Here is a 21,738-nt window from a genome sequence, read left to right as displayed (position 1 = left end):
AAAGTCATGAAACAGAATTATATATACATATCAATCATGAGTATGGTGTTCTTAGGATTCACCATCGTTTTCCTGTTTTTTCCTCGGAGCACATACTCTGCACTTGAAAAGAGAGAGCTTGCCAAATTTCCAAAATATTCACTGGAAAGTTTGAAGTCGGGTGAATTTACCAAGAGCATCAATTCCTGGTTCAGCGATAGTGAACCTTACCGTGATGTGTTCATGTCTATGAGTATGCAGGAAAAGGATCTCATCAGTATGTCTGTAGGAGAAGAAAAAGTGACCTTCCATGCATCAGCAGATGCCACCGAGACATCGGGTCCTACAGATGAAGAACTGGAAATGGGAGAAAGAAACGTAGGTAAATACAAGAATAATATTACGGCAGAAGAGAATGCCAAAATCGCCAACCGTGGTATTATCATCGTGGGTAAAGGAAAAGAGGTAAGAGCTTTGATGGCTTATGGCGGTAGTTCCAAGGGTGGTGTGGATTATGCCCAGTCTGCAAATGAATACAAGAAGGTATTCGGACCAAAGGTAAATGTATATTGCATGGTCATACCGACTGCTGTGGATTTCTATTGTCCTGATAAGGCTAAGGGATGCTCCAATGAGGAACGCCCAACCATCAACAACATCTATGCTCACTTAGACAAGGATGTTCATGCCGTAGATGTCTATACTGCACTGGGCAAACACGTGGCAGAAAACATCTTCCTCAGAACCGACCACCACTGGGCACCTCTTGGAGCTTTCTATGCCGCCCAGCAATTCGCTAAAGTGGCAAAGGTTCCTTTCAAGCCGCTTTCAAGTTATGAAAGAAAAGTGGTACATGGATACGTAGGAAGTATGTATGGTTATTCTCATGATATTTCCCTGAAGAATGCCCCGGAAGATTTCGTCTATTATGTTCCAAAGAACGTAAAATACGAAACCTATTATACGGATTATAAAATCAACCGCAACTACGAGGTCATAGGCGAAGGCAAACCATACAAAGGCATCTTCTTCTATAAGTATAAAGACGGCAATGGTGGCGCCTACTGTACCTTCATGGGCGGTGACACCCGAATTACCCGGGTGAAAACCAATGTCAACAATCATCGCCGTGTCATGATACTGAAGGATAGTTTCGGAAATGCTCTTCCAGGCTACCTGTTCTATTCTTTTGAGGAAATCCATGTAGTCGATTATCGATATTTCACCAAGAATATGCGCAAATATGTCAGCGATAATAAGATAACTGATATTCTGTTTGCCAACAATATCTTCAATGCATATTCTAATAAGATATGCAAGAAATACACGAGATTCCTCCATCAGAATGGCACCATCTTGCCAAGCAACAGTTCCGTAAGCACTTCATCCAAGTCAACAACTGCAGATTCTGCCAAAAAGCAGAAAGGCACACACGCTACTCCTGCTTTGAATGAAACGCTTGATGCAAAGAAGGATTCACCTAAAGAACAGAGCAGTCATCATGATGCCAACAAGAAGCATGATAAACAACATGACAATCAGCATGTAGAAAAACAGAAACCGGAATCCGTGCCTACAGAATCTGGCGACAAGCAACAGGCAGAATAAGATGAAAACAGGAAGCTATTTTGAGACGGCAATACTCACCATCTGTCTGTTGTCCTTGACCGCATCATGCAAAACGGAAAATAAGAAGACGGAATATACGCCTTGGGGAACGGTGATAGAGGATGGAGAGACAGGTGATGCTGAGGCATCAGACTCCAGTTCCTCTGCCAGTAACTTCTCGCTTGCTGATATAGAAAACAATGGAGAACTGATCATGCTGACCCTGTCAGGTCCTTCCACCTATTATGATTATAAGGGAGTGGGCTTAGGTATGGACTACTTGCTCTGTGAGAAATTTGCCAGTTCCATAGGCGTTTCGGTAAGAGTCGAACTCTGCAAGGATACGCTTGACATGATCAACAAACTGAAAAAGGGCAAGGGTGATTTAATCGCTTATCCGCTTAAGAAGGGGAAACGCAATGATATTGCCTATTGCGGTGCCTACCAGACATCGAAAGAGAAAGATTCTGACCAGACGACCGCCTCAGTCCAATGGGCAGTCAACAAGGGAAACAAATCTCTGGAAGAAGCGTTAAACCATTGGTTTACGCCCCATATCTTGGCTAACGTCCAAAAGGAAGAAAAGAGGATACTTTCAGAAGGACTTATCATCCACAAAGTATATGCTCCTATGATCAATGCAGCAGGAGGCGTCATCAGCAAATACGACCATTTGTTTAAGAAGTATGCCCCTATGGCACGAATCGACTGGCGACTGATGGCAGCCCAATGCTATACGGAGTCAGGTTTTGATACCTATGCAAAATCATGGGCAGGCTATTGCGGACTGATGGCCATCATGCCTGGCACTGCCAAGGAATTAGGCATCCCCGTTTCCTCACTCACCAATCCGGAAATCAACATCTCCGCTTCGGCTACGTGCATGGCGAAATTCGAGCGTATGTTCCAGGATATAGGCGACCCATTCGAGCGTCTGAAATTCCGACTTGCAGCCTATAATGCAGGACCATGGCATATCCGGGATGCGATGGCACTGACACGTCAACACGGCAAGAATCCGCATCACTGGGATGATGTGGCAGAGTCAGTTCTCAAGCTCAGTGATCCTACCTATTATAAATTGCCAATCATCAAATGTGGCTATATGCGTGGAAGTGAGACCGTCAATTACGTTTCCAAAATCATGCAACGATGGTCAAGCTATTGTGGATCAGCAAGAGGAGGAGTTTCTACAGGAAATGGTTTATCACCTGATTTTGACCATTCCATACCGCAGCGGGCCACCAAGAAGTACAAATATCATGTCTGACTCCAACTGGTTGAGAACAAACCTCATAGTTTGTGAAAGCATATTAACTTGTTGCAAAGTATATGAAATAATGCAGGAAATCCAAGACAAATCTTGGTTTTCTGCATTTTTTATTGTAATTTCGCCAACATGAAAAAGATATTTTGTTTGACTATATTATTGCTTTCCGTCTTAAAGATATCTGCATACGATTTTCTTAGGGCAGTAAAGAATGAGATACCTGGAGGCTATAACTTCTGGGTTTATACACCAGTGGATTATTTCTATACGCAGGAGCAAACGCCAGTGATTATCTTCCTTCATGGTGCCAGTCTATGCGGTCGCAACCTTGAAAGAGTAAGAAGATACGGACCGCTGGATGCCATTGTGAAAGGCCGAGATATTGATGCCCTGACGCTTGTGCCTCAAAACCCTGGAGGTGCTTGGAGTCCCAAGAAAGTGATGGATATGCTTGATTGGGTGAAGCAGCATTATTCCTGTGACACCACCCGTGTTTATGTCTTAGGCATGAGTCTGGGAGGATATGGAACAATGGATGTCTGCGGCACCTATCCCGACCGTATTGCAGCAGGAATGGCGCTCTGTGGCGGTTGTTCCCTGAAAGACGTAAGCGGTTTGGGGAAACTTCCATTTTGGATTATCCATGGTACAGCCGACAGAGCTGTTCCTGTAAAGCAATCCAAAGTAGTAGTAGATAAATTAAAACGTGACGGAAATGATACGCGCTTGATTTATGATTGGTGGCAAGGTGCCAATCATGGAATGCCAGCCCGCGTTTTCTACATGAAGAAAACCTATCAATGGCTTTTCTCACACACGCTGAATGATCCAGACCGCCCTGTAAATCGTGATATAGACATCAGCATGGGGGATGTAAGGAATGCTTATGATGGTGTAAACCGTAATGCTCCGAAACCCGAGCTCATCGATGGTCCAAGCGTGATTAAGAATGAGGGAAATGAGTATTAATGGGGGCTGGAGATATGCTTGGCAAACTTCTCGGTCATCATCCTATTCACTGAACGCATGGTAATGCTGTAATTAATCATACTTTGTGTTGTTTAGATGGTTGATATTTCAATTCCCCAGAAGCCTCATTTCTTGCCTTTATTTTGGTCGTCATTGACGACAGGCGCCTGTCGTCTATTAAGACCAAGGTTTGTCGTCTATTAAGACCGACATCTGGTACAAGAGAAGCTTTCTTTCGATTGCTGGTGCAAAGGTACAACAATTTTGAGTTGGAAACAAATTTTTGGGCTACAGATTTTTCGATGGTGTCTGTAAGTATCTGACTGATAGCACCTTACAACGATATTCGGGAAATCAATTGCTGCATTTTGATAGAATTGGAAGAAAATGAAGGCTTGTGACTCAGGATTTTAGAAAAGCGGTCATTTGGCATGGTCATGTTCGGTCAAAATCATTTTCAATTTTCTTTTTCGAAACACCATCCACGGCAACAACGAGTTTTCCGCCAAGATCTGTCCTTGCTTCGACGTAAAGAAGGTACTGACATAAAAAGTCCTAAAGCATAGAAGATGGAATATATGAAAAGCACGGCTAAGGAAGATTATGATACCTTAGCCGTGCTTTAAATGTTATTATTTAAAGAGTTTTGATATTTCTTCTATAGGGAGATGAGTGGCTTGGGCTATCTGCTCTGGTGATAAGCCCATAGCTTTCAACTGATTAGCAATTTCTAAAGAACATTCTGCTCTGCCTTCTGCTCTGCCTTCTGCAATGCCTTCTGCTCTGCCCGCCGCAAGTCCTTCATCTTTTCCCTCCTGATAGCCTTCATCACGGCTAGTTTCGAAGAGGCTCTTCATGTGCCTTATTGACTCCATGTGGCGATAATAAGCCTTTTTGTCTTTTTCAGAGAGCGAATCGACACGTAAGCACTCACGGGCCTCAGCAAGACCAGCAGCCTTTGCCTTGGCACTGATATTACCAGTCTTCAGAAATTCTATCCACTCATCTAATGGAGTGGTAGCTACCTGATCGAAATCATTCACACGGAGCACATAATACTCAGGGAAGATATCACCTGCAGCCTTACGCTTCAAAATATCATATTCTTTGTTACCGAAGAATTTTTCATTTTGTCTGACGGATAGTTTCAAGGTATCATGAGGCTGATGAATACCCACAAATTCTGTCTTGCCGTGGTAAACATAATCCTTACCCTGACCCAATTCGAAATAAACAATATTGATGGAGTAAACCTTTCGCACTTCTTCATAAGGTTTTCCTAAACCGATATATTCTGTGATAGTCTTGGAAACGCCATATAACATACGGTGGAAATATGACAATTCACGACTATTCTGTACTTCAATAATGCAGAGTTCTCCCTCCTCGCTTTCAGCGAGGATATCTACACGATTGTATTTGTCTTCTTCATCACTTTGGTTGCCTTCGCTTTCGAGGAAGCGTTCTATCTTGAACTTTTTGCCTATCAGTGATGCCAAAAATCCCTCCAAGACCACAAAATTAGCCTTATTACGAAGCAGGCGTTTCATCGCCCAATCAAAACGAATATAATTTCCCTCCATAAGCAATATCATTTTTGTTTTACTGCAATGCAGCTTATATTTTTTTCTGATCGGAATTTCGTTATAATGATCATCTCATGACAGCTGAGTCATATGATAGCCTAATGCTTTCAATTCAATGGCAATTCCCATCAAATACATCTGATGCAATGCAGCGATAAAAGCTCTAAATGCAGTCTCTGTACCTGGTTCTATTCCCATATGAGCCAATTGATTCAATGTACGGGAAGCACATTCTGCCACCACACGATTCATATTCTGATGAGATTCCTCATCCAAAAGAAGTATTTTCTCACAGATGTAATCATCCATGTGATCAAAATCAATACTATTTTTCAAGTATTCATAATGATTCTCTACCTTACTATACAACTCCCAATCTACATCCCAATATTTAGCCATTGCCATTCCTACAAACATAATCCAACCGAGTGATACGGTAGGATATTTTGTAAATTCCTTCATTGCATCTGGCAAATAGTTTTCACCAATCTTTGCCCAGAGTTCTTCCAAATCTGGAGCTTCTGGCAAATGTTCATCTACTCGATTAATAGAACATAAATACTGGTGAAGATCACGCTTGAAGATTTCCTCGAAATTTGTATTCTTATCAATTATCATGACAATCTTCCGATTAAAGCTGTTGTAAATATCGGTCTGCCTCAATGGCTGCCTTTGCGCCAGAACCTGCTGCAACAATTCCCTGACGATAAACTGGGTCTGCCACATCACCTGCTGCAAAAACACCAGGTACATTCGTGCTCGTAGTGCCAGGAACAACCTTGATAAATCCCTGCTCATCCAAGTCGATGTAGTCCTTAAACAACTCTGTATTAGGCTTATGACCGATTGCCAGGAAGAAACCATCAATGGCAATATCAAATTCTTCCTCATCACTTTCGCCCTTGCGCTTCACAAGGTGAGCGCCTTCTACACCATTTTCACCAAAGAGTCCTAATGTATTTGTTTCAAAAAGAATCTCGATGTTCTCTTTCTCCTTCACGCGCTGCTGCATAATCTCAGCGGCTCTAAGATAAGGTTTTCTTACAATCATATAGACTTTCTTAGCCAGTCCGGCAAGATACATGGCCTCTTCGCAGGCAGTATCTCCACCACCAACTACAGCTACAGTACGCTTACGATAGAAGAAACCATCACAGGTGGCACAAGCAGAAACACCTTGTCCGCGATATTTTTCCTCATCAGCCAAACCTAAATATTTGGCTGAAGCACCAGTAGCGATAATGACTGTATCAGCAAGGATTTCATTTCCACGCTCGTCAACAATATGGTAAGGGCGCTTACTGAAATCTACCTTAGAAATACTGCCATCACGGATATCGGCACCAAAACGAGAGGCCTGTTCCTTCAAGTCCATCATCATCTGGTTGCCATCCACACCATTAGGATAGCCTGGGAAATTCTCTACGATTGTGGTGGTGGTCAACTGGCCACCTGGCTGAATACCTGAATAAAGAACGGGTTTCAAATCAGCTCTTCCTGCATATATGGCTGCTGTATATCCAGCAGGACCACTTCCAATAATCAAAGTCTTAACTTGTTCCATAGTTTTTATATTTATTTTATGCAAAGATACGGCAATTCAAATGAACTGCAAAATATTTCCCTTTCTTTTTTATACTTTATACTAATATTATGCGAAATTTGGATATAATCCAGATATTTTTTACTAACTTTGCAAACAAAATAAAGAAAATAAATACGAAATGAATACTATTAAGAAAATCGTGCTTACCGGTGGACCATGTGCCGGTAAGACTACTGCACTGGTGAAAGTTATTGAGCATTTCTCCAGCCTGGGATACAAGGTTTTCACGATCCCTGAGGTGCCTACGATGTTTACGCAGGCAGGTATGAATTATTTGACATCCAACAAAGATTTCTTCTACGTTGGAGAGAAAGCTACACTCCTGACCCAACTGCATCTCGAAGACAGTTTTTACAAAATGGCACAGACACTCGAACAACCTGTTCTCATCGTCTGCGATAGGGGAGTAATGGACATCTCGGCTTATCTTTCACCGCAACAATGGCAAGATATTATCGGAGAAGTAGGCTATACGCAGACTCAACTCAGAGACGAGAGATATGATGCCATACTTCACTTGGTTTCTGCTGCGGATGGGGCTGAGCAATTCTATACAACAAGCAATAATGCCCAGCGCCTGGAAAAGGCTGACGAAAAGGGACTTCAAATTGCCCGCGAACTGGACAAGCGTGTCATTGAAGCATGGACGGGTCATCCACATCTGAGAGTGATCAACAATCATGAAGACTTTGACAACAAGCTGAATCGCGTGCTCAAAGAGATTTCTAATGTACTGGGAATTCCTCAGCCAATAGAGGAGGAACGAAAGTATATTGTCAAATTGACTGGCAATGTGCCAAATAGTATTGACAGCGATATTGTACAGACATACTTGGCTGGTGAACCTAATTGCGAAATTCGTTTGCGCAAGCGCCGCTTTGAAGAAAAGGAAGTATTTGTACATACTACCAAGAAGAGAATATCTGACACTGAACAGATTGAAACAGAACGCCAGATAAGCAGTAATCTTTATGAGTCGCTTCTCCAGCAGGCGGATCCTTACCGCCAAACCATCAAGAAGCACCGCAAGAGTTTTATCTGGAAAGGTCAGTATTTTGAATTGGATTCCTTCGAATCTCCTATCAATGATCTGATGATACTTGAAACTAAGGGTATTGCAAAACAAGAGAGCGTGAAATTTCCGCCATTCATTCAAGTTGTAGAAGACATCACGGGTAATACTAAATACTACAATTATAATATTGCCTTGAAAAAATAAAAGCATTTCATCAATTACCCACGGAATTCAGAGATTGACACATTTTTTTGAACCCCAAATAAATCTGTGTAATCTGTGAAATCTGTGGGATTTTTTATGTCAATAGAGATTTGGCTAATGATGAACAAAAAAAAGATGTGTCATAAACTTATGACACATCCTCTTGATTTTTCGAGGTGTCTAGCGGAGTCGAACCGCTCTACACGGTTTTGCAGACCGTTACCTAACCGCTCGGTTAAGACACCTTGTAGATTGAGATATTGTATTTCTCATTTGCGGTTGCAAAGGTACTACTTTTATTTGGTTCCACCAAATTTTTTCCCAACTTTTTCTTGTTTTTTTTCACATTTCTCGAAAAAAGGGCATCCAGCGCACTTATAATCGTCACATTTCAGCTGAGATTTGCCATTTTTCCATATAATAATAGTGGCATACACAAGGCATGCCACTATTACTATTCCTATTATGATGTATTGAAATACCATAAAGATTAACCTACGGCATTATAACCGTTTGTAGAATTCTTGCGCATGATGTCGCGGATGTTCATCTCCTTGAAACCATCAGCACGCTTCATTTCTTCCAATTCCTTCTCTTCCTCAATATCCTTTTCAGAACGAGTGAAAGTGAAAGCCTTATACTTAAACTCAGCAATAGCCCATCCGACAAGGGCTACAACAACTAAAGCTATTAAACCAATTAATGCATTCATTTTATTTTATTTTTTAATAATCTTCATCGTCTGCGACATCATTAGCATCATCAAGACCTAAATTTTCAGGATCCTCAAATGTAGTACGATAACTTTCCTCTGTCAGTTTGTCATCATCGAAAGCATCATCATCTTCATCGATATCATTGTAATGATCCTCAATCTCTGGTGCATCCTCATCGTCGTCATCTTCTTCTGCACGAGCACGAAGTTCGTCTTCGCGATCCAATTCATCATCATCGGCAAACTTCATGCGTACTTTCTCAACCTGAGGTTTCGCCTTGGCAAAAATAGCCTCGGTCCAGGTTCCCTTAGGAATTTCCAGCACTTCGAAGCCATCATCTATTTTCTTCTCGTAGAGACCACCTGGCTTGTGAAGACGATCCTTAGGGAGGGTAGTTGTGCTGATATCAAAACCACTCTGGATGATATCTTGGATACTCTGTGGGAGAGATTCCCAGCCACCACCAAAGTTACGTTCCAACACTTCGATGAGTTTTGTAGCACTTATGTGACGGATATTCTCATAAGTCAAATCGGTAACACGAAGAATTGGACGCTTCTTGATAGCATACTTTACATTCATATCATCGATACGGAAGTTTCCGATTTTAAAACCTCTCTGGATATATTTATCAATTACGATAGGCTTATCGATTTTGATTTCCTCTATTTCGAAGGCACTACGGATGACATCCACATAGCGGCGCTGATTATCTTTCAAATCAGTATCCTTCTCAGCAGCTTCCCAGAGACGGAACACATCGTTCTCCTGTATTTCCCAAACACTTGACTTGGTCAAGGTCTTGAGACTCATATTTTTTTCCTTTTTCATCATAAATTCTCTTTTATTTTGCAAAAGTAATTACTTATTTTTTAATATGCAAATTTTATGAGATATTTTTCATCATTCTATATATATAATAAGGTGTACCTTCACAAATATTCCATATATTATATAAGGTGTACCGCTTCTATACCATTTAAATACCACTCCAATCGATGGTACGGATGAAGGCCAAGGTCTTGACCCAATCGCAATCTATACAGAACTGGATAGGGTAGTCCTTACGGTCATAATAAGCCAAGGTCACCTCTGTATCAGTATCATTGAACAACTTATGATTGCGAGTAGCCTGCTTGAACAAGTTTGTGACAACATCTCTGTTCTTCTTTTTGGCCTCAGAAAAACGCTTCTGATAGAGAGTGACATATTGATTCATGGCCAGAGCCTGTTCATTGAGTACCTGAATGGTGCTATTCACCTTCTTCAAATCCACATTCTTGCCAAGCAAATCTGCAGGTTGCAATAATTTGGAACGAAGATAGGTCATGGCATCATACTTGAAAACGGCAGTCTTGCGTACTTCGAGACTTTTGGTAGTATCATTAACAGTAGCAAGCGATGTCTTCACGATTTCATTGAGCACATCCTGTGCCGAAGCCGGTGCAAACGTGAGCGCCATGAGCGCCATTGCTATGATCATCCTTTTCATTTTTTCCTATTTAAAAAATTAATATTAAAGACCTTTTAAATCCATATCAAAACCCTTTCACAAAAAGTGTCAAAGACTTTCACTATGATCAGGCATGACGAATCAAGAAGATGCTGTGATCAATACAAGCAGGCAATTCTTCCTTATAATGGGTCACCATAATCATGGTCTTGTTCTTTCGCTTGCAGAACGCCTCGATGACATCTTTCACCAGCCGACGATTCACATTGTCAAGACCATGAAGTGGCTCATCAAGGATAAGAAGTTCAGGATCCTTCACGAATGCACGAGCCAGCAAGACCAGACGCTGCTCACCGCTGGAGAGTTTGAGAAAACCTGCTTCTTCCTTTCCTTCCAATCCAAAGACCTTCATCCAGAAACGGCAGATATCCAAATCCTCATCCTTAGGTTTGACATAAAGTCCTACTGAATCCATCAAGCCACTTGCTACGATACGGATGGCAGGAAGATCTCGCTGATAGGAGCGATGCAGTTCCGGAGAAACATAACCTATATGCATCTTAATGTCCCAGATGCTTTCACCGCTTCCACGTGGATTACCAAAGAGGGCAATATCACAAGCGTAACTCTGCGGATTATCAGCACAAACCAAACTCAAGAGGGTAGATTTTCCGGCTCCGTTCTGTCCGCTCAATGCCCATTTTTCTCCATTCAGAACAGTCCAGTCCAAATCCTTCAGAATAATGCGTTCACCATATTGGATGCGAACCTTATTCATCTTGACAACCTCCTCATTGTGATATTCGCGCTCACTATATGGTAAATCCACAATGGCCTGCTCCAATTCAGAACTTAAGATGTGATCAGGAACGGGCTGTCTCATCTTCAAATATTCCTCTTTGGTCACCTTTGGCAAAACTTTCATATCTTTCACTTCCACAACATGTGTGATGAAATCAGGAATATCATCGCTCTTGCTCAAGACCAGAATGATTTGCAGCGCACGTTCCGAAGAGAGTGTTTTCAGAAGCTCTTTCAACTGATCACGGGTATCTGCATCAAGTCCGATAAACGGATTATCCATGATCAGCACGCGTGGTTCTGCGAAGAGGGTAGAAGCCAGCTTGAATTTTCTCAACTCTCCACTGGACAAAAGTATCGTATATTTGTCGAGCAAATGCTCCATGTGGAAGAGTTCATAAATGTGCTTTTGCAGGGCACGTCGCTCTGGCGTATCCTCTCCAGCCATCTGATAAGCTTCCTCCAGTTTGTCTCTGACAATAGGAGTGGACTCATCTATCTCCAATTGGTTCCAGCGCTGCTGCAAGAAATAAGTGCGGTCATTATCACCGCCATAGGTATCTCGGAAAGTAATATATTTAATATTATCACTCACCATCGGCTTGTTGCTCGGTGAGAAATCATAATATGGATCATGCATTACCAGAGGATGGCGACCCACTATCATATCCACAAACATAGATTTTCCACCTCCATTAGGACCTACGATGGCAATATGTTCACCTTCACAAGCCTCAAAATTGACAGGCTCAGCCATACGCCATTCTGGCATACGCGTTACGCCATTTTCTATTTTGATAATTGTTTGCATCTTCTTATATCTTTATAATCAAAATTATTTATGTGTTGTACGGTTGAGGGCAGCCATCAACTGGGCTCTCGGTCCCGTCACAGGGGCGCTACCAGCAACCCTTGCTTGATTTTTCGAAGCATAATCCTTCCAGCTGCTATAATGCCGGGCATTGGTTTCTGGCTTGCCCATTTGCAGGAAATGACAATAAGCTGCACCCAAGGCATCCGTAGCATCCATGAATTTCGGCATATCCTCGTCACTGATGTGCAGCATCCTTTGCAGCATGCCCGCCACCTGTTCCTTGGAAGCCTGTCCCTGTCCCGTAATGGCCATCTTGATTTTCAGAGGGGCATACTCATGAATCGGCACATCATGATGGATAGCTGCAGCAATGGCTACTCCCTGAGCCCGCCCCAATTTCAGCATAGACTGGACGTTCTTTCCAAAGAAAGGAGCCTCGATGGCCATCTCATCCGGGAGATACTCATCAATGATACCGGTAACACGCTCGAAGATTTTACCCAATCGGAGATAAGGATCACTCTCCTTGCGCATATCGATGACACCCATGACTACCAGCTGAGCCTTATTGCCTGTCACCCTGATGACCCCATAGCCCATCACATTGGTTCCAGGGTCAATACCAAGAATGATTTTATCTACTTGATTCATCGATCCATATACGGATTATGAGCGAGTTCTTCGCCGATGCTCGTTGCCTGTCCATGTCCTGGCAATACTTTTACATCATCAGGCAACTGGGCCAGAAAACGGAGACTGTTGATAATCTGGAACATAGAACCGCCTTTAAAATCTGTTCTGCCAATAGAACCACGGAAAAGCGTATCGCCCGTAAAGGCTACCTTTTCATCAACACAGTAAAATGTGACTGAGCCACGGGAATGACCAGGAGTGAGGATGATTTCAAACTGATGGTTTCCTAAATGGATTACTTCATTTTCTTCAAAGAAATGACCTACAGGAGGAAAATCGTAATCCAACTGCATCTGATAGAAAACCTCAGCCTGCTGCTTCAGGTTCTTCATCAGCCTCTCATCTGCTGCCGACACTTCCGGTTTCAACCCAAAAGTTTCATGAATCGTATTGTTGCCGAAATTATGGTCAAGATGTCCATGGGTTACAAGAAGATGAACCGGCTGAAGGTTATTCTCCTTGATATAATTGACAATGGCAGTTCTTTCTTCCGGATAAAAAGCTCCGCAATCAATGATGACACACTCACGGGTTTCATCACTAACCACATAGCAATTCTCCTGAAGCATGTTTACTTCGAATTTTTCAATATGTAACATCGAATATTCTTTTAAATAATTAGAAACATTTGTATAATCAAAAACTCTTAAGAGACCTTTCCATGAAAGACTCCATCATTTGTTCAGCAGAATATGTGCAATCTATCACGCCGGCACATATACCAACTGCTTATCCTGCTTGAACCATTCTTCCTCAAAGAAATCACTCAACGGAGTAATCTCTGCAATATTTTTATATTGCTTCAATTCTTCCTGAAGGTTTCCACCTTTCAGGCAAAGAAGACCATTAGGGAGGGAATTTTGCTGGGATTTTTTGAAATTCTTCTTGATAATTTTCATCAAATCAGGAAGTTGCATCACTGCACGACTGACCACAAAATCATATTTTCCCTTTTCCTCCTCACCGCGGATATGCTCCGCCTTCAGATTTTCCAGTCCAATAGCAGCAGCTACCTCATTACAAACCTTGATTTTCTTGCCAGTTCCATCAATCAATTTGAATTTGCATTCAGGAAAGAGAATAGCAAGAGGAATGCCTGGGAATCCTCCACCGCATCCGAAATCCAGGATTTCAGAACCCGCACGGAAATGGATGGCTTTCGCTATTGCCAAGGAATGCAGCACATGATGTTCGTAGAGATTGTCTATATCCTTGCGGCTGATTACATTGATTTTTGCATTCCAGTCACGATAGAGAGAATCCAATTTTGATATCTGTTCTTTTTGCTTATCCGTGAGATTCGGAAAGTATTTCTCGATTATCTTCATACCTTATATATTATTATTTGAGTGCAAAAATATAAAAAAAATACGAAATAACTGACAATGATTATGATTATTTACTTTCTTTATTGATTTTAGAATAAAAATATGTAACTTTGCAACCGATTTAGAGAATTAAAAGAGATTGTATCAATCAATTTATCAAATTAAAATAATGATTAAAGCAGCACTTTTCGACTTAGACGGTGTCGTTTTTGACACCGAATCGCAATATTCGGTTTTCTGGGGAATGATAGGAAAGGAGTATCATCCTGAAATTCCTGATTTCGCACAAATCATCAAAGGACAGACTCTGGTTCAGATCTACGACAAGTATTTTTCCGATGACAAGATTTTCGCTTCTAAAGTTGATTTCTGTAGTGTGAAAGATGAACAGGCTAAAATTACCGCCCGTCTGGATGAATTCGAGCAAAACATGAGCTACAACTATATTGCTGGATTTGAGGACTTTGTGAAGAATTTACGCAATAACGGCATAAAATGCGCTGTTGTAACCAGCAGCAATATCCCTAAGATGCTCAATGTCTATCAGCAGCGACCGGAGTTTAAAGACTACTTTGACAGGGTTCTTACAAGTGAGGACTTTGCTAAGAGCAAACCAGATCCAGACTGCTATCTCAAGGGAGCGGCTTATTTCGGAGTCAAACCGGAAGAGTGTGTTGGCTTGGAAGACAGTTTTAACGGTCTGAAAGCCGTAAGAGCATCTGGTGCCTTTACGCTCGGATTGGCCACTACAAACTCAGCTGATGCCATCAGACCTTATTCTGACGAAGTGATTTCCGACTATATTGGCTTCACATTTGCAGATTTAGTTAAAATTGTTAGCCTATCTCGTAAATAATGTGTAACTTTGCAGTCGATTTATAAAAACAACACAAAAAATGGGATATTTATCAACAGATAAAAAGAAAATTACCACCAAGACTTTTGCTGAAATGAAGCAAGCTGGTGAAAAGGTAACTATGCTCACTGCATACGACTTTACAACTGCAGGTATTATCGATGCTGCCGGTATTGACAGCATTCTGATCGGAGACTCTGCATCAAACGTTATGGCAGGAAACGCTGATACACTACCTATCACCGTTGACCAGATGATTTATCATGCCAGAAGCGTAGCGCGTGCCGTTAATCATGCCATGGTAGTATGCGACATGCCTTTCGGTAGTTATCAGATTTCACGCGAAGAAGCCTTGCGCAATGCTTGTCGAATGATGAAAGAGACGGGTGTGGATGCCCTCAAACTTGAAGGTGGAGTAGAAATGATAGATACCATCAAAGCACTGATAGATGCCGGAATCCCTGTTCATGGCCACTTAGGATTGACTCCTCAAAGCGTCAACAAGTTCGGAGGTTATGGTATCCGTGCCAAAGAAGAAGCAGAAGCTGAAAAGCTCATCAGCGATGCCATCGCTCTGGATAAAGCAGGTTGCTTTGCCATCGTTTTGGAGAAAGTTCCTGCCAAAATAGCAGCTGAAGTAACACGTCAGGTAAAAGCCGTAACTATCGGAATTGGAGCAGGTAACGGATGCGACGGTCAAGTATTGGTTTATGCGGATGCAATGGGGATGACCCAAGGTTTCAAACCTAAGTTCTTGCGACACTTTGCACAGGTAGGGGCTGAGATAACAAAGGGCGTTCAGGCATACGTCGATGCTGTCAAGACAGGTGATTATCCTAATATTGAAGAAAGCTATTAAAATAGCTAATTACAAACACTATTTTAAAAGATGGATACTCAAAACACGCCGGTACACTTCAAATTGTGGCATCGGGATTTCTGGTTGCTGGCAATAGCAAACCTTTTCTTGATGACGAGCACTTACATGCTGATACCGGCTCTTCCGCCTTACTTAATGCAGGCAGATTTCTCTTCACTTGAAGTGGGAAGTATTATGGGTGCCTACGGCATCGGAATTTTCTTGCTTGGCGGTTTCTGCTCTTATCTGGTTCAGAAATATCGGAGAAATCATGTATGCCAGTTTGCGATTGTGGGCGTAGCTGTGTGTTTCGCACTTATCTATTATCTGGAGTTTGTCCTGCAGGTAAAAATAGAGTTTTGGATGTTGATGCTGGCAAGACTGCTACAAGGCGCATTCATTGGATTGGCTCAAATGACATTAGCCAGTACGCTCATCATTGATACGTGCGAGTCGTTTCAGAGAACCGAAGCTAATTATACGGCTGCTTGGTTTTCAAGATTTGCATTATCTCTCGGACCAGTAATTGCCCTGATTTTATTCAAGTGGCTCAATTATAGAGGTGTAGTCATCGCCGGAGGATGCTTCGCATTAATTCCTGTCTTGCTCATCTCATGGGTAAAGTTTCCTTTCAAGGCTCCGTCAGACAATATGAAAATCCTTAGCCTGGATAGATTTTTCCTTCCTCAGGGTTTTCTCTTATTCCTCAACACGGCTGCAATAACAACTGTTGTGGGATTATTGTTTTCCATACAGCATTCCGTAGTATTTTACACCATGTTGATGGGAGGTTTCATCATAGCCCTACTGGCTGAGAAATTCGCATTTCCCAATGCTGAGCTCAAGAGCGAAGTCTTTTCTGGAGTCATCTTCATGCTGGCGGCTGTTTTGATATTCTTCACAAACCATCAGTCGGCCATCCAGTTTATCTCTCCATCCCTGATCGGATTTGGCATTGGTGTCATAGGAAGCAGGTTCCTGCTTTTTTATATCAAACTGGCCAAACACTGCCAGAGAGGAACCAGTCAGAGTTCATTTTTCCTGTCTTGGGAATTCGGAATCAGTCTCGGACTGTTTTTAGGATATGGCTTCTGGGGAAATCACAGAATTGTAGAACTGCAAAAGTTCTTGCCCAAGATACAGACAGACCATGAATACATCCTGTCCATCTGTATAGTTTTGCTGGTACTGACTTTAGTATTCTATAATTATTGTGTTCATCCATGGTATATGAAACACAGAAACAGATAGACATAAATACGACAAAAGGGAAGTCCCGAAAGGAACTTCCCTTTTTTTACGCAAGAAAATGCTTTATCTAAATTTCACTCTATTTCTTACAAAATTGTCTTTACTGCCTCAAGCATACCTTTCTCCTGGATAAGATCAAGATCTTTCTTAACCAACTCTGTCAAACCAGGTACAGTCTTGTTCAGGTCTTCCTTCCAGATATAGTCGAAAGCAAGTACACCCTCAGCTACCTTCTGAGTATCACCTGTTGCCCAAAGCTCTTTCAACTTGTCGATGATCTTCTGATCGTCCTGTGGCTGGATAGGAGCACCATCAGCACGGGTACCACCCTTATAGTAAGTAATGATAGCTGCAAGACCGAATACCAAGCCCTGTGGCAACTCACCCTTACGCTCCAAGTAAACCTTCACACCAGGGAGGTCACGAGTCTCATACTTAGGGAATGAGTTCAGCATGATGCTGGTTACCTGATGATCAACGAATGGGTTCTCGAAACGCTCCAATACATCAGAAGCAAACTTCTGCAACTCATCCATAGGAAGATTCAATGTCTGCATCAACTCGTCAAACTGTACCTTGTGGATATACTTGCCCAATACAGGGTGCTCGCAAGCATCACGTACGATATTGACACCGCTGAGGTATGTTACAGGGCTCAATACTGTGTGAGGACCATTCAACAAAGTAACCTTACGCTCGTGGTATGGTTTCTCGTTGTCTGTTATAAGAACATGGAGACCAGCCTTGTGAGCAGGGAACTCTTCCTGCATCTGCTCAACTGTCATATTCTCAGCCTTCTCGATTACCCAAAGGTGGAAGCTTTCTGCCTTTACTACGAGGTTATCCTTGTAGCAAACCTTCTGCTGAATTTCCTTGATGGTATCACGTGGGAAACCAGGAACGATACGGTCAACGAGTGTAGCGCAAACATAGCAATGGTTAGTAAACCACTCCTTGAAGCCCTCGTAATCAGCACCCATATCTTCCTTCCAAAGCTCGATATACTGGTAAATGCATTCCTTCAAGTGGTGACCGTTCAAGAAAATCAACTCACAAGGCATCAAAATCATACCCTTAGTTGGATCACCCTCGAAGAACTTATAGCGATGGAACAGCAACTGAACCAACTTACCTGGATAAGATGCAGCAGGAGCATCTGTAAACTTGCAAGCGTCATCGAATGCAATACCAGCCTCAGTTGTATTAGAGATGATGAAACGCATCTCTGGCTGCTCAGCCAAAGCCATGAATGCCTGATTCTGAGAATATGGATTCAGTGCACGGCTGATTACATCGATACGCTCCAATGTATTGACAGCCTGACCATTCTCCTTACCCTGAAGATTTACGTGATAAAGGCAGTCCTGGCCATTCAGCCAATCTACCATGCCACCAGCCAAAGGCTGTACTACAACGACAGAACCATTGAAATCGGTCTTCTTATTCATGTTCCATACAATCCAATCTACGAATGCACGGAGGAAGTTACCTTCACCAAACTGAATGATTCTCTCAGGAGCGACACTCTTAGGAGCGGTACGCTTGTTTAATGCTTTAAGTTCTTTCATGATTTGTTTATGTTATTATTTTGTTTTAAATTTCCGATGCAAAGGTATAAAATATTCCTTTACCTTATATCATAAATGCACCAAAATCGTCCGTAAAGGTTTGCGTAATTAGAGGAGAAATCACTCACAAGGAATCTACACTTTTCATGCGTTACTCACATATTACTCACAAAAAGGCTATTTATACCTTATTTATAATAAGAACTGATGGATAGGGGAGAAAGAAAAAAATAAGGTATTAAAAACCACAACTATCTGATTTTCAATACCTTATCTTTTGAGCGGGATACGGGAATCGAACCCGCCTCCCAGGCTTGGGAAGCCCGTGCACTACCGATGTGCTAATCCCGCACAAATAGTGCTGAAAAGAGCCACGAGCGGGACTCGAACCCGCGACCCACGCATTACGAATGCGTTGCTCTACCAACTGAGCCATCATGGCTTTTCATTTTCAAAGCGATTGCAAAGGTAATGAAATATTTCTAATTGATGAAATAATTCATTACCCTTAACTTATATTAACACGGCAATCATCCTGGGCACCTCAGATTTTGCTCTTCTCATGAGAATTTGCCACCCGAGGAAGAACTACTCTACTACTGCAACCTTGAAAGTAAGTTCCTCCCTGTTCGGATTCTTACCGATACTGATTGTATCACCCTTTTTAAGTTTGCCGCCCAACAGAAGTTCGCAGACGCCATCTTCTATATAGGTCTGAATAGCACGCTTCAGAGGACGAGCGCCAAACTGCACATCATAGCCCTTAGTGGCTACAAGTTCCTTCGCTTTATCAGTAATCTGAATTTCATATCCCATATCGTGAACTCTTCCGAAGAGACCTCGCAGTTCAATATCAATAATACGCTTAATCGCATCAATATCCAACTGATTGAAAGTGATAATCTCATCCAGACGATTCAGGAACTCAGGAGAGAACTGCTTACTCAAACTTTTCTGAATGATACTTCGAGCATATTCCTTATCCTTCTCATCCATTACAGACTTCGTAAGTCCGCCAGCATTAAAGCCGATGCCTGATCCGAATTCCTTCAGTTGACGTGTACCTGCATTGGATGTCATTATGATAACGGTATTGCGAAAATCTATCAGGCGTCCATTACCGTCAGTCAAACGACCTTCATCAAGCACCTGCAAAAGCATATTATACACCTTGTCGTGGGCTTTTTCTATCTCATCAAGCAGTACTATAGAATAAGGTTTGCGGCGAACTCTCTCAGTAAGCTGTCCACCCTCATCATAACCCACATATCCCGGAGGCGCACCCAAAAGTCGGGAAGTATTGAAACTTTCTGAATACTCACTCATATCCACACGAATGAGTGCATCCTTAGAACCGAACAGTTCCTCTGCAAGTTTCTTGGCAAGATAAGTTTTACCCACGCCAGTAGGACCTAAGAACATGAAAGCACCGATAGGGTGGTTAGGATCTCTCAATCCTATGCGATTACGCTGGATAGCCTTTACCATTTTCTCGATGGCATCATCCTGAGCAATGACACTTTTCTTCAAGACGGCAGACATATTTTTCAGACGGACACCTTCTTCCTCAGCCATTCGCTGAACAGGAACACCCGACATTTTACTGACGACATCAGCCACATCAGATTCTGTCACCGGAATACGTTCTGTACAATCTCCACTTTGCCATTTTTTGTGCATCAAATCCAACTTTTTTTCCAAAGACAAGCCCTTATCACGATAACTGGCTGCCAGTTCGAAGTTCTGATTGCCAACAGCCTCCAATTTCTTAGCTGCCACTTCTTCGATTTCATTCTGAAGATCCAGAATATAGTCAGGTACTTTTATATTTGCCAATCTCAATTTGGAACCAACTTCATCCATGACATCTATCGCCTTGTCTGGGAAAAAGCGGTCTGTGACATAGCGTTCTGTCAGTTTGACACATGCCTCAAGAGCCTCATCACAGAATGTCACACCATGATGATCCTCATAACGATCCTTGATATTTCTAAGAATTGTCAGAGTCTGTTCTGTTGTAGTAGGCTCTACGATGACCTTCTGAAATCTTCGCTCCAAGGCTCCGTCTTTTTCGATACTGTTTGCATATTCCTTAAAGGTCGTAGCACCTATGCACTGAACTGTACCACGAGCCAAAGCTGGCTTCAGAATATTGGCCGCATCCATAGTTCCGCTACCGCCACCAGCTCCTATAAGAGTATGTATTTCATCTATAAAAATGATGATATCCGGATTGTTCTCCAATTCCGTAATAAGCCCTTTGATACGTTCCTCAAACTGTCCTCGATACTTGGAACCAGCCACCATCGCAGTAAGATCTACAGACACAATCCTTTTGTTGAACAAAGCTGGAGAAGTCTGCTGTTTTACAATAAGTTGCGCCAGTCCTTCTACTATAGCACTTTTACCCACACCTGGCTCACCGATGAGTATGGGATTATTTTTCTTTCTACGCCCGATGATTTCCAAAACCCTTTGGATTTCGTGCTCTCTTCCCACTACAGGATCCAATTTCCCATCTTTAGCAGCTTTGGTTAAATCTGTACTATATTTATCTAAGAATGGAGTCTTATTATTGTGCATTTGTCCCGTAACAGTATTGCTTGCAGTCTTGGAAGACGCAGATGAATCCTTGTCAGGTTCATTACCATTCAGAAAGAAGTCATCTTCGTCATCACTTGGAAAAGAAAACCCATCAAGGATAGTAATGCGTTTTATGCTTTTTTGAATTTCCATATTTATTTTATGTTTCAATGATTCTGTATATATGTTCCTTTTTAAAAATTTACCTTGTTATTATACTTTACAAAATTTATGCCAAAAAGAGAGGAAAAAGTTTTTCTCTTTTAATTCACAATTATCATACACTATGATAAGGCATCTATCTTGACGATTGTATGAATTCAATAAACATGTCTAAAGAGAAGAGGGTAAAACTATGCGGCTAATGAACAAAAGGAAGAATATTTGCAGAAGAAAGTAGCCTAAAACACAAAAAACGCTAAATTCTTGTTGTTTTTGCGCTACAAAGTCTTCTCTTAGAAAAAAAGTTTGTATCTTTGTCGTTAGTTTGGAGGGGCAAAAACGCTTAGAACGCAAAAAAATGCCCTTCTCGGCAATTTTCCATCAAAAACAGATGGGTCGGAATTAGAATTAAATAAT

At 41.9% G+C, this 21,738-nt stretch carries 19 protein-coding genes and 3 tRNA genes; 7 read left to right on the top strand and 15 right to left on the bottom strand.

Features of this window, described 5'->3' with window-relative positions; genetic code table 11:
• Window positions 1-6: 6 nt before the first annotated feature.
• From EXN75_RS03210 to EXN75_RS03200, 3 genes are all read left to right on the top strand, one after another.
• On the top strand, window positions 7-1,587 hold the full coding sequence (locus EXN75_RS03210) for a DHHW family protein (RefSeq protein WP_134842745.1): 1,581 nt from the start codon (window positions 7-9) through the stop codon (window positions 1,585-1,587).
• 1 nt (window position 1,588) lies between these two features.
• Window positions 1,589-2,857: an MltF family protein gene (locus tag EXN75_RS03205; RefSeq protein ID WP_134842744.1), complete on the top strand. Its 1,269-nt coding sequence runs from the start codon at window positions 1,589-1,591 to the stop codon at window positions 2,855-2,857.
• Window positions 2,858-2,986: 129 nt separating this feature from the next.
• On the top strand, window positions 2,987-3,826 hold the full coding sequence (locus tag EXN75_RS03200; RefSeq protein ID WP_118115370.1) for a carboxylesterase family protein: 840 nt from the start codon (window positions 2,987-2,989) through the stop codon (window positions 3,824-3,826).
• Window positions 3,827-4,458: 632 nt separating this feature from the next.
• On the opposite strand, the gene EXN75_RS03195 is transcribed toward EXN75_RS03200, so the two are convergent.
• The 3 genes from EXN75_RS03195 to trxB all read right to left on the bottom strand — a co-directional run bounded on the left by EXN75_RS03195 (window position 4,459) and on the right by trxB (window position 6,976).
• Complete coding sequence (locus EXN75_RS03195) at window positions 4,459-5,409, bottom strand: PD-(D/E)XK nuclease family transposase (RefSeq protein WP_134842743.1); 951 nt, start codon at window positions 5,407-5,409, stop codon at window positions 4,459-4,461.
• 75 nt (window positions 5,410-5,484) lie between these two features.
• The gene (locus EXN75_RS03190; protein WP_118115366.1) at window positions 5,485-6,030 is read right to left on the bottom strand and encodes a hypothetical protein; all 546 of its coding nucleotides are present in this window, start codon (window positions 6,028-6,030) and stop codon (window positions 5,485-5,487) included.
• Window positions 6,031-6,043: 13 nt separating this feature from the next.
• Window positions 6,044-6,976 (bottom strand): thioredoxin-disulfide reductase, encoded by a 933-nt coding sequence (trxB, locus tag EXN75_RS03185; protein ID WP_134842742.1) that lies wholly within the window; start codon window positions 6,974-6,976, stop codon window positions 6,044-6,046.
• Between the two features lie 160 nt (window positions 6,977-7,136).
• Between trxB and EXN75_RS03180 the strand changes: the two genes are divergently transcribed.
• Window positions 7,137-8,237 (top strand): AAA family ATPase, encoded by a 1,101-nt coding sequence (locus tag EXN75_RS03180; RefSeq protein ID WP_134842741.1) that lies wholly within the window; start codon window positions 7,137-7,139, stop codon window positions 8,235-8,237.
• A 174-nt stretch (window positions 8,238-8,411) separates the two neighbouring features.
• Here EXN75_RS03180 and EXN75_RS03175 read toward each other — a convergent pair.
• The 8 genes from EXN75_RS03175 to rsmG all read right to left on the bottom strand — a co-directional run bounded on the left by EXN75_RS03175 (window position 8,412) and on the right by rsmG (window position 14,042).
• Window positions 8,412-8,482 (bottom strand) — tRNA-Cys (locus EXN75_RS03175).
• A gap of 245 nt (window positions 8,483-8,727) precedes the next feature.
• Window positions 8,728-8,949 carry a hypothetical protein gene (locus EXN75_RS03165; protein WP_118115358.1) on the bottom strand — a complete coding sequence of 74 codons (222 nt, stop codon included), beginning with the start codon at window positions 8,947-8,949 and terminating at the stop codon, window positions 8,728-8,730.
• A gap of 13 nt (window positions 8,950-8,962) precedes the next feature.
• Complete coding sequence (locus tag EXN75_RS03160; RefSeq protein WP_134842765.1) at window positions 8,963-9,784, bottom strand: hypothetical protein; 822 nt, start codon at window positions 9,782-9,784, stop codon at window positions 8,963-8,965.
• A 148-nt stretch (window positions 9,785-9,932) separates the two neighbouring features.
• A complete protein-coding gene (locus EXN75_RS03155) occupies window positions 9,933-10,445 on the bottom strand; it encodes a hypothetical protein (protein WP_118115356.1) in 513 nt (170 codons plus the stop codon).
• 88 nt (window positions 10,446-10,533) lie between these two features.
• A complete protein-coding gene (locus tag EXN75_RS03150) occupies window positions 10,534-12,018 on the bottom strand; it encodes an ATP-binding cassette domain-containing protein (protein WP_134842740.1) in 1,485 nt (494 codons plus the stop codon).
• 24 nt (window positions 12,019-12,042) lie between these two features.
• Complete coding sequence (ruvC, locus tag EXN75_RS03145) at window positions 12,043-12,672, bottom strand: crossover junction endodeoxyribonuclease RuvC (RefSeq protein ID WP_134842739.1); 630 nt, start codon at window positions 12,670-12,672, stop codon at window positions 12,043-12,045.
• Window positions 12,669-13,313, bottom strand: coding sequence for an MBL fold metallo-hydrolase (locus tag EXN75_RS03140; RefSeq protein ID WP_134842738.1), 645 nt, complete (start codon window positions 13,311-13,313; stop codon window positions 12,669-12,671). The genes ruvC and EXN75_RS03140 overlap by 4 nt, the downstream gene beginning before the upstream one ends.
• A 105-nt stretch (window positions 13,314-13,418) precedes the next feature.
• Window positions 13,419-14,042 carry a 16S rRNA (guanine(527)-N(7))-methyltransferase RsmG gene (rsmG, locus tag EXN75_RS03135; protein ID WP_118115348.1) on the bottom strand — a complete coding sequence of 208 codons (624 nt, stop codon included), beginning with the start codon at window positions 14,040-14,042 and terminating at the stop codon, window positions 13,419-13,421.
• A 169-nt stretch (window positions 14,043-14,211) separates the two neighbouring features.
• On the opposite strand from rsmG, the gene EXN75_RS03130 reads away from it, so the two are divergent.
• The 3 genes from EXN75_RS03130 to EXN75_RS03120 are packed head-to-tail and all read left to right on the top strand — an operon-like array spanning window position 14,212 to window position 17,008.
• Window positions 14,212-14,898, top strand: coding sequence for an HAD family hydrolase (locus EXN75_RS03130; protein WP_134842737.1), 687 nt, complete (start codon window positions 14,212-14,214; stop codon window positions 14,896-14,898).
• 40 nt (window positions 14,899-14,938) lie between these two features.
• A complete protein-coding gene (panB, locus tag EXN75_RS03125; RefSeq protein ID WP_118115344.1) occupies window positions 14,939-15,757 on the top strand; it encodes a 3-methyl-2-oxobutanoate hydroxymethyltransferase in 819 nt (272 codons plus the stop codon).
• Between the two features lie 30 nt (window positions 15,758-15,787).
• A complete protein-coding gene (locus EXN75_RS03120) occupies window positions 15,788-17,008 on the top strand; it encodes an MFS transporter (RefSeq protein ID WP_134842736.1) in 1,221 nt (406 codons plus the stop codon).
• Between the two features lie 86 nt (window positions 17,009-17,094).
• Here the strand turns inward: EXN75_RS03120 and EXN75_RS03115 are convergent, their stop codons facing one another.
• The 4 genes from EXN75_RS03115 to EXN75_RS03100 form a co-directional block, all read right to left on the bottom strand.
• Window positions 17,095-18,576: a tagaturonate reductase gene (locus EXN75_RS03115; protein WP_022111514.1), complete on the bottom strand. Its 1,482-nt coding sequence runs from the start codon at window positions 18,574-18,576 to the stop codon at window positions 17,095-17,097.
• Between the two features lie 280 nt (window positions 18,577-18,856).
• A tRNA-Gly gene (locus EXN75_RS03110) sits at window positions 18,857-18,927 on the bottom strand.
• Window positions 18,928-18,945: 18 nt separating this feature from the next.
• Window positions 18,946-19,018, bottom strand: a tRNA-Thr gene (locus EXN75_RS03105).
• A 146-nt stretch (window positions 19,019-19,164) separates the two neighbouring features.
• Window positions 19,165-21,312 carry an ATP-dependent Clp protease ATP-binding subunit gene (locus EXN75_RS03100; RefSeq protein WP_134842735.1) on the bottom strand — a complete coding sequence of 716 codons (2,148 nt, stop codon included), beginning with the start codon at window positions 21,310-21,312 and terminating at the stop codon, window positions 19,165-19,167.
• Window positions 21,313-21,738: the final 426 nt, after the last annotated feature.

The organism is Segatella hominis (genome assembly GCF_004535825.1).
GTDB lineage: Bacteria > Bacteroidota > Bacteroidia > Bacteroidales > Bacteroidaceae > Prevotella > Prevotella hominis.
The sequence above is the reverse complement of the archived record's forward strand: the minus strand, read 5'-3'. Positions and strand labels throughout refer to the sequence as shown.

Excerpts from the sequence above, each read along its gene's own strand:
- EXN75_RS03210 (WP_134842745.1), top strand. The coding sequence starts at position 7 with ATGAAACAGAATTATATATACATATCAATCATGAGTATGGTGTTCTTA.
- EXN75_RS03205 (WP_134842744.1), top strand. The coding sequence starts at position 1,589 with ATGAAAACAGGAAGCTATTTTGAGACGGCAATACTCACCATCTGTCTG.
- EXN75_RS03200 (WP_118115370.1), top strand. The coding sequence starts at position 2,987 with ATGAAAAAGATATTTTGTTTGACTATATTATTGCTTTCCGTCTTAAAG.
- EXN75_RS03195 (WP_134842743.1), bottom strand. The coding sequence starts at position 5,409 with ATGGAGGGAAATTATATTCGTTTTGATTGGGCGATGAAACGCCTGCTT.
- EXN75_RS03190 (WP_118115366.1), bottom strand. The coding sequence starts at position 6,030 with ATGATAATTGATAAGAATACAAATTTCGAGGAAATCTTCAAGCGTGAT.
- trxB (WP_134842742.1), bottom strand. The coding sequence starts at position 6,976 with ATGGAACAAGTTAAGACTTTGATTATTGGAAGTGGTCCTGCTGGATAT.
- EXN75_RS03180 (WP_134842741.1), top strand. The coding sequence starts at position 7,137 with ATGAATACTATTAAGAAAATCGTGCTTACCGGTGGACCATGTGCCGGT.
- EXN75_RS03165 (WP_118115358.1), bottom strand. The coding sequence starts at position 8,949 with ATGAATGCATTAATTGGTTTAATAGCTTTAGTTGTTGTAGCCCTTGTC.
- EXN75_RS03160 (WP_134842765.1), bottom strand. The coding sequence starts at position 9,784 with ATGAAAAAGGAAAAAAATATGAGTCTCAAGACCTTGACCAAGTCAAGT.
- EXN75_RS03155 (WP_118115356.1), bottom strand. The coding sequence starts at position 10,445 with ATGAAAAGGATGATCATAGCAATGGCGCTCATGGCGCTCACGTTTGCA.
- EXN75_RS03150 (WP_134842740.1), bottom strand. The coding sequence starts at position 12,018 with ATGCAAACAATTATCAAAATAGAAAATGGCGTAACGCGTATGCCAGAA.
- ruvC (WP_134842739.1), bottom strand. The coding sequence starts at position 12,672 with ATGAATCAAGTAGATAAAATCATTCTTGGTATTGACCCTGGAACCAAT.
- EXN75_RS03140 (WP_134842738.1), bottom strand. The coding sequence starts at position 13,313 with ATGTTACATATTGAAAAATTCGAAGTAAACATGCTTCAGGAGAATTGC.
- rsmG (WP_118115348.1), bottom strand. The coding sequence starts at position 14,042 with ATGAAGATAATCGAGAAATACTTTCCGAATCTCACGGATAAGCAAAAA.
- EXN75_RS03130 (WP_134842737.1), top strand. The coding sequence starts at position 14,212 with ATGATTAAAGCAGCACTTTTCGACTTAGACGGTGTCGTTTTTGACACC.
- panB (WP_118115344.1), top strand. The coding sequence starts at position 14,939 with ATGGGATATTTATCAACAGATAAAAAGAAAATTACCACCAAGACTTTT.
- EXN75_RS03120 (WP_134842736.1), top strand. The coding sequence starts at position 15,788 with ATGGATACTCAAAACACGCCGGTACACTTCAAATTGTGGCATCGGGAT.
- EXN75_RS03115 (WP_022111514.1), bottom strand. The coding sequence starts at position 18,576 with ATGAAAGAACTTAAAGCATTAAACAAGCGTACCGCTCCTAAGAGTGTC.
- EXN75_RS03100 (WP_134842735.1), bottom strand. The coding sequence starts at position 21,312 with ATGGAAATTCAAAAAAGCATAAAACGCATTACTATCCTTGATGGGTTT.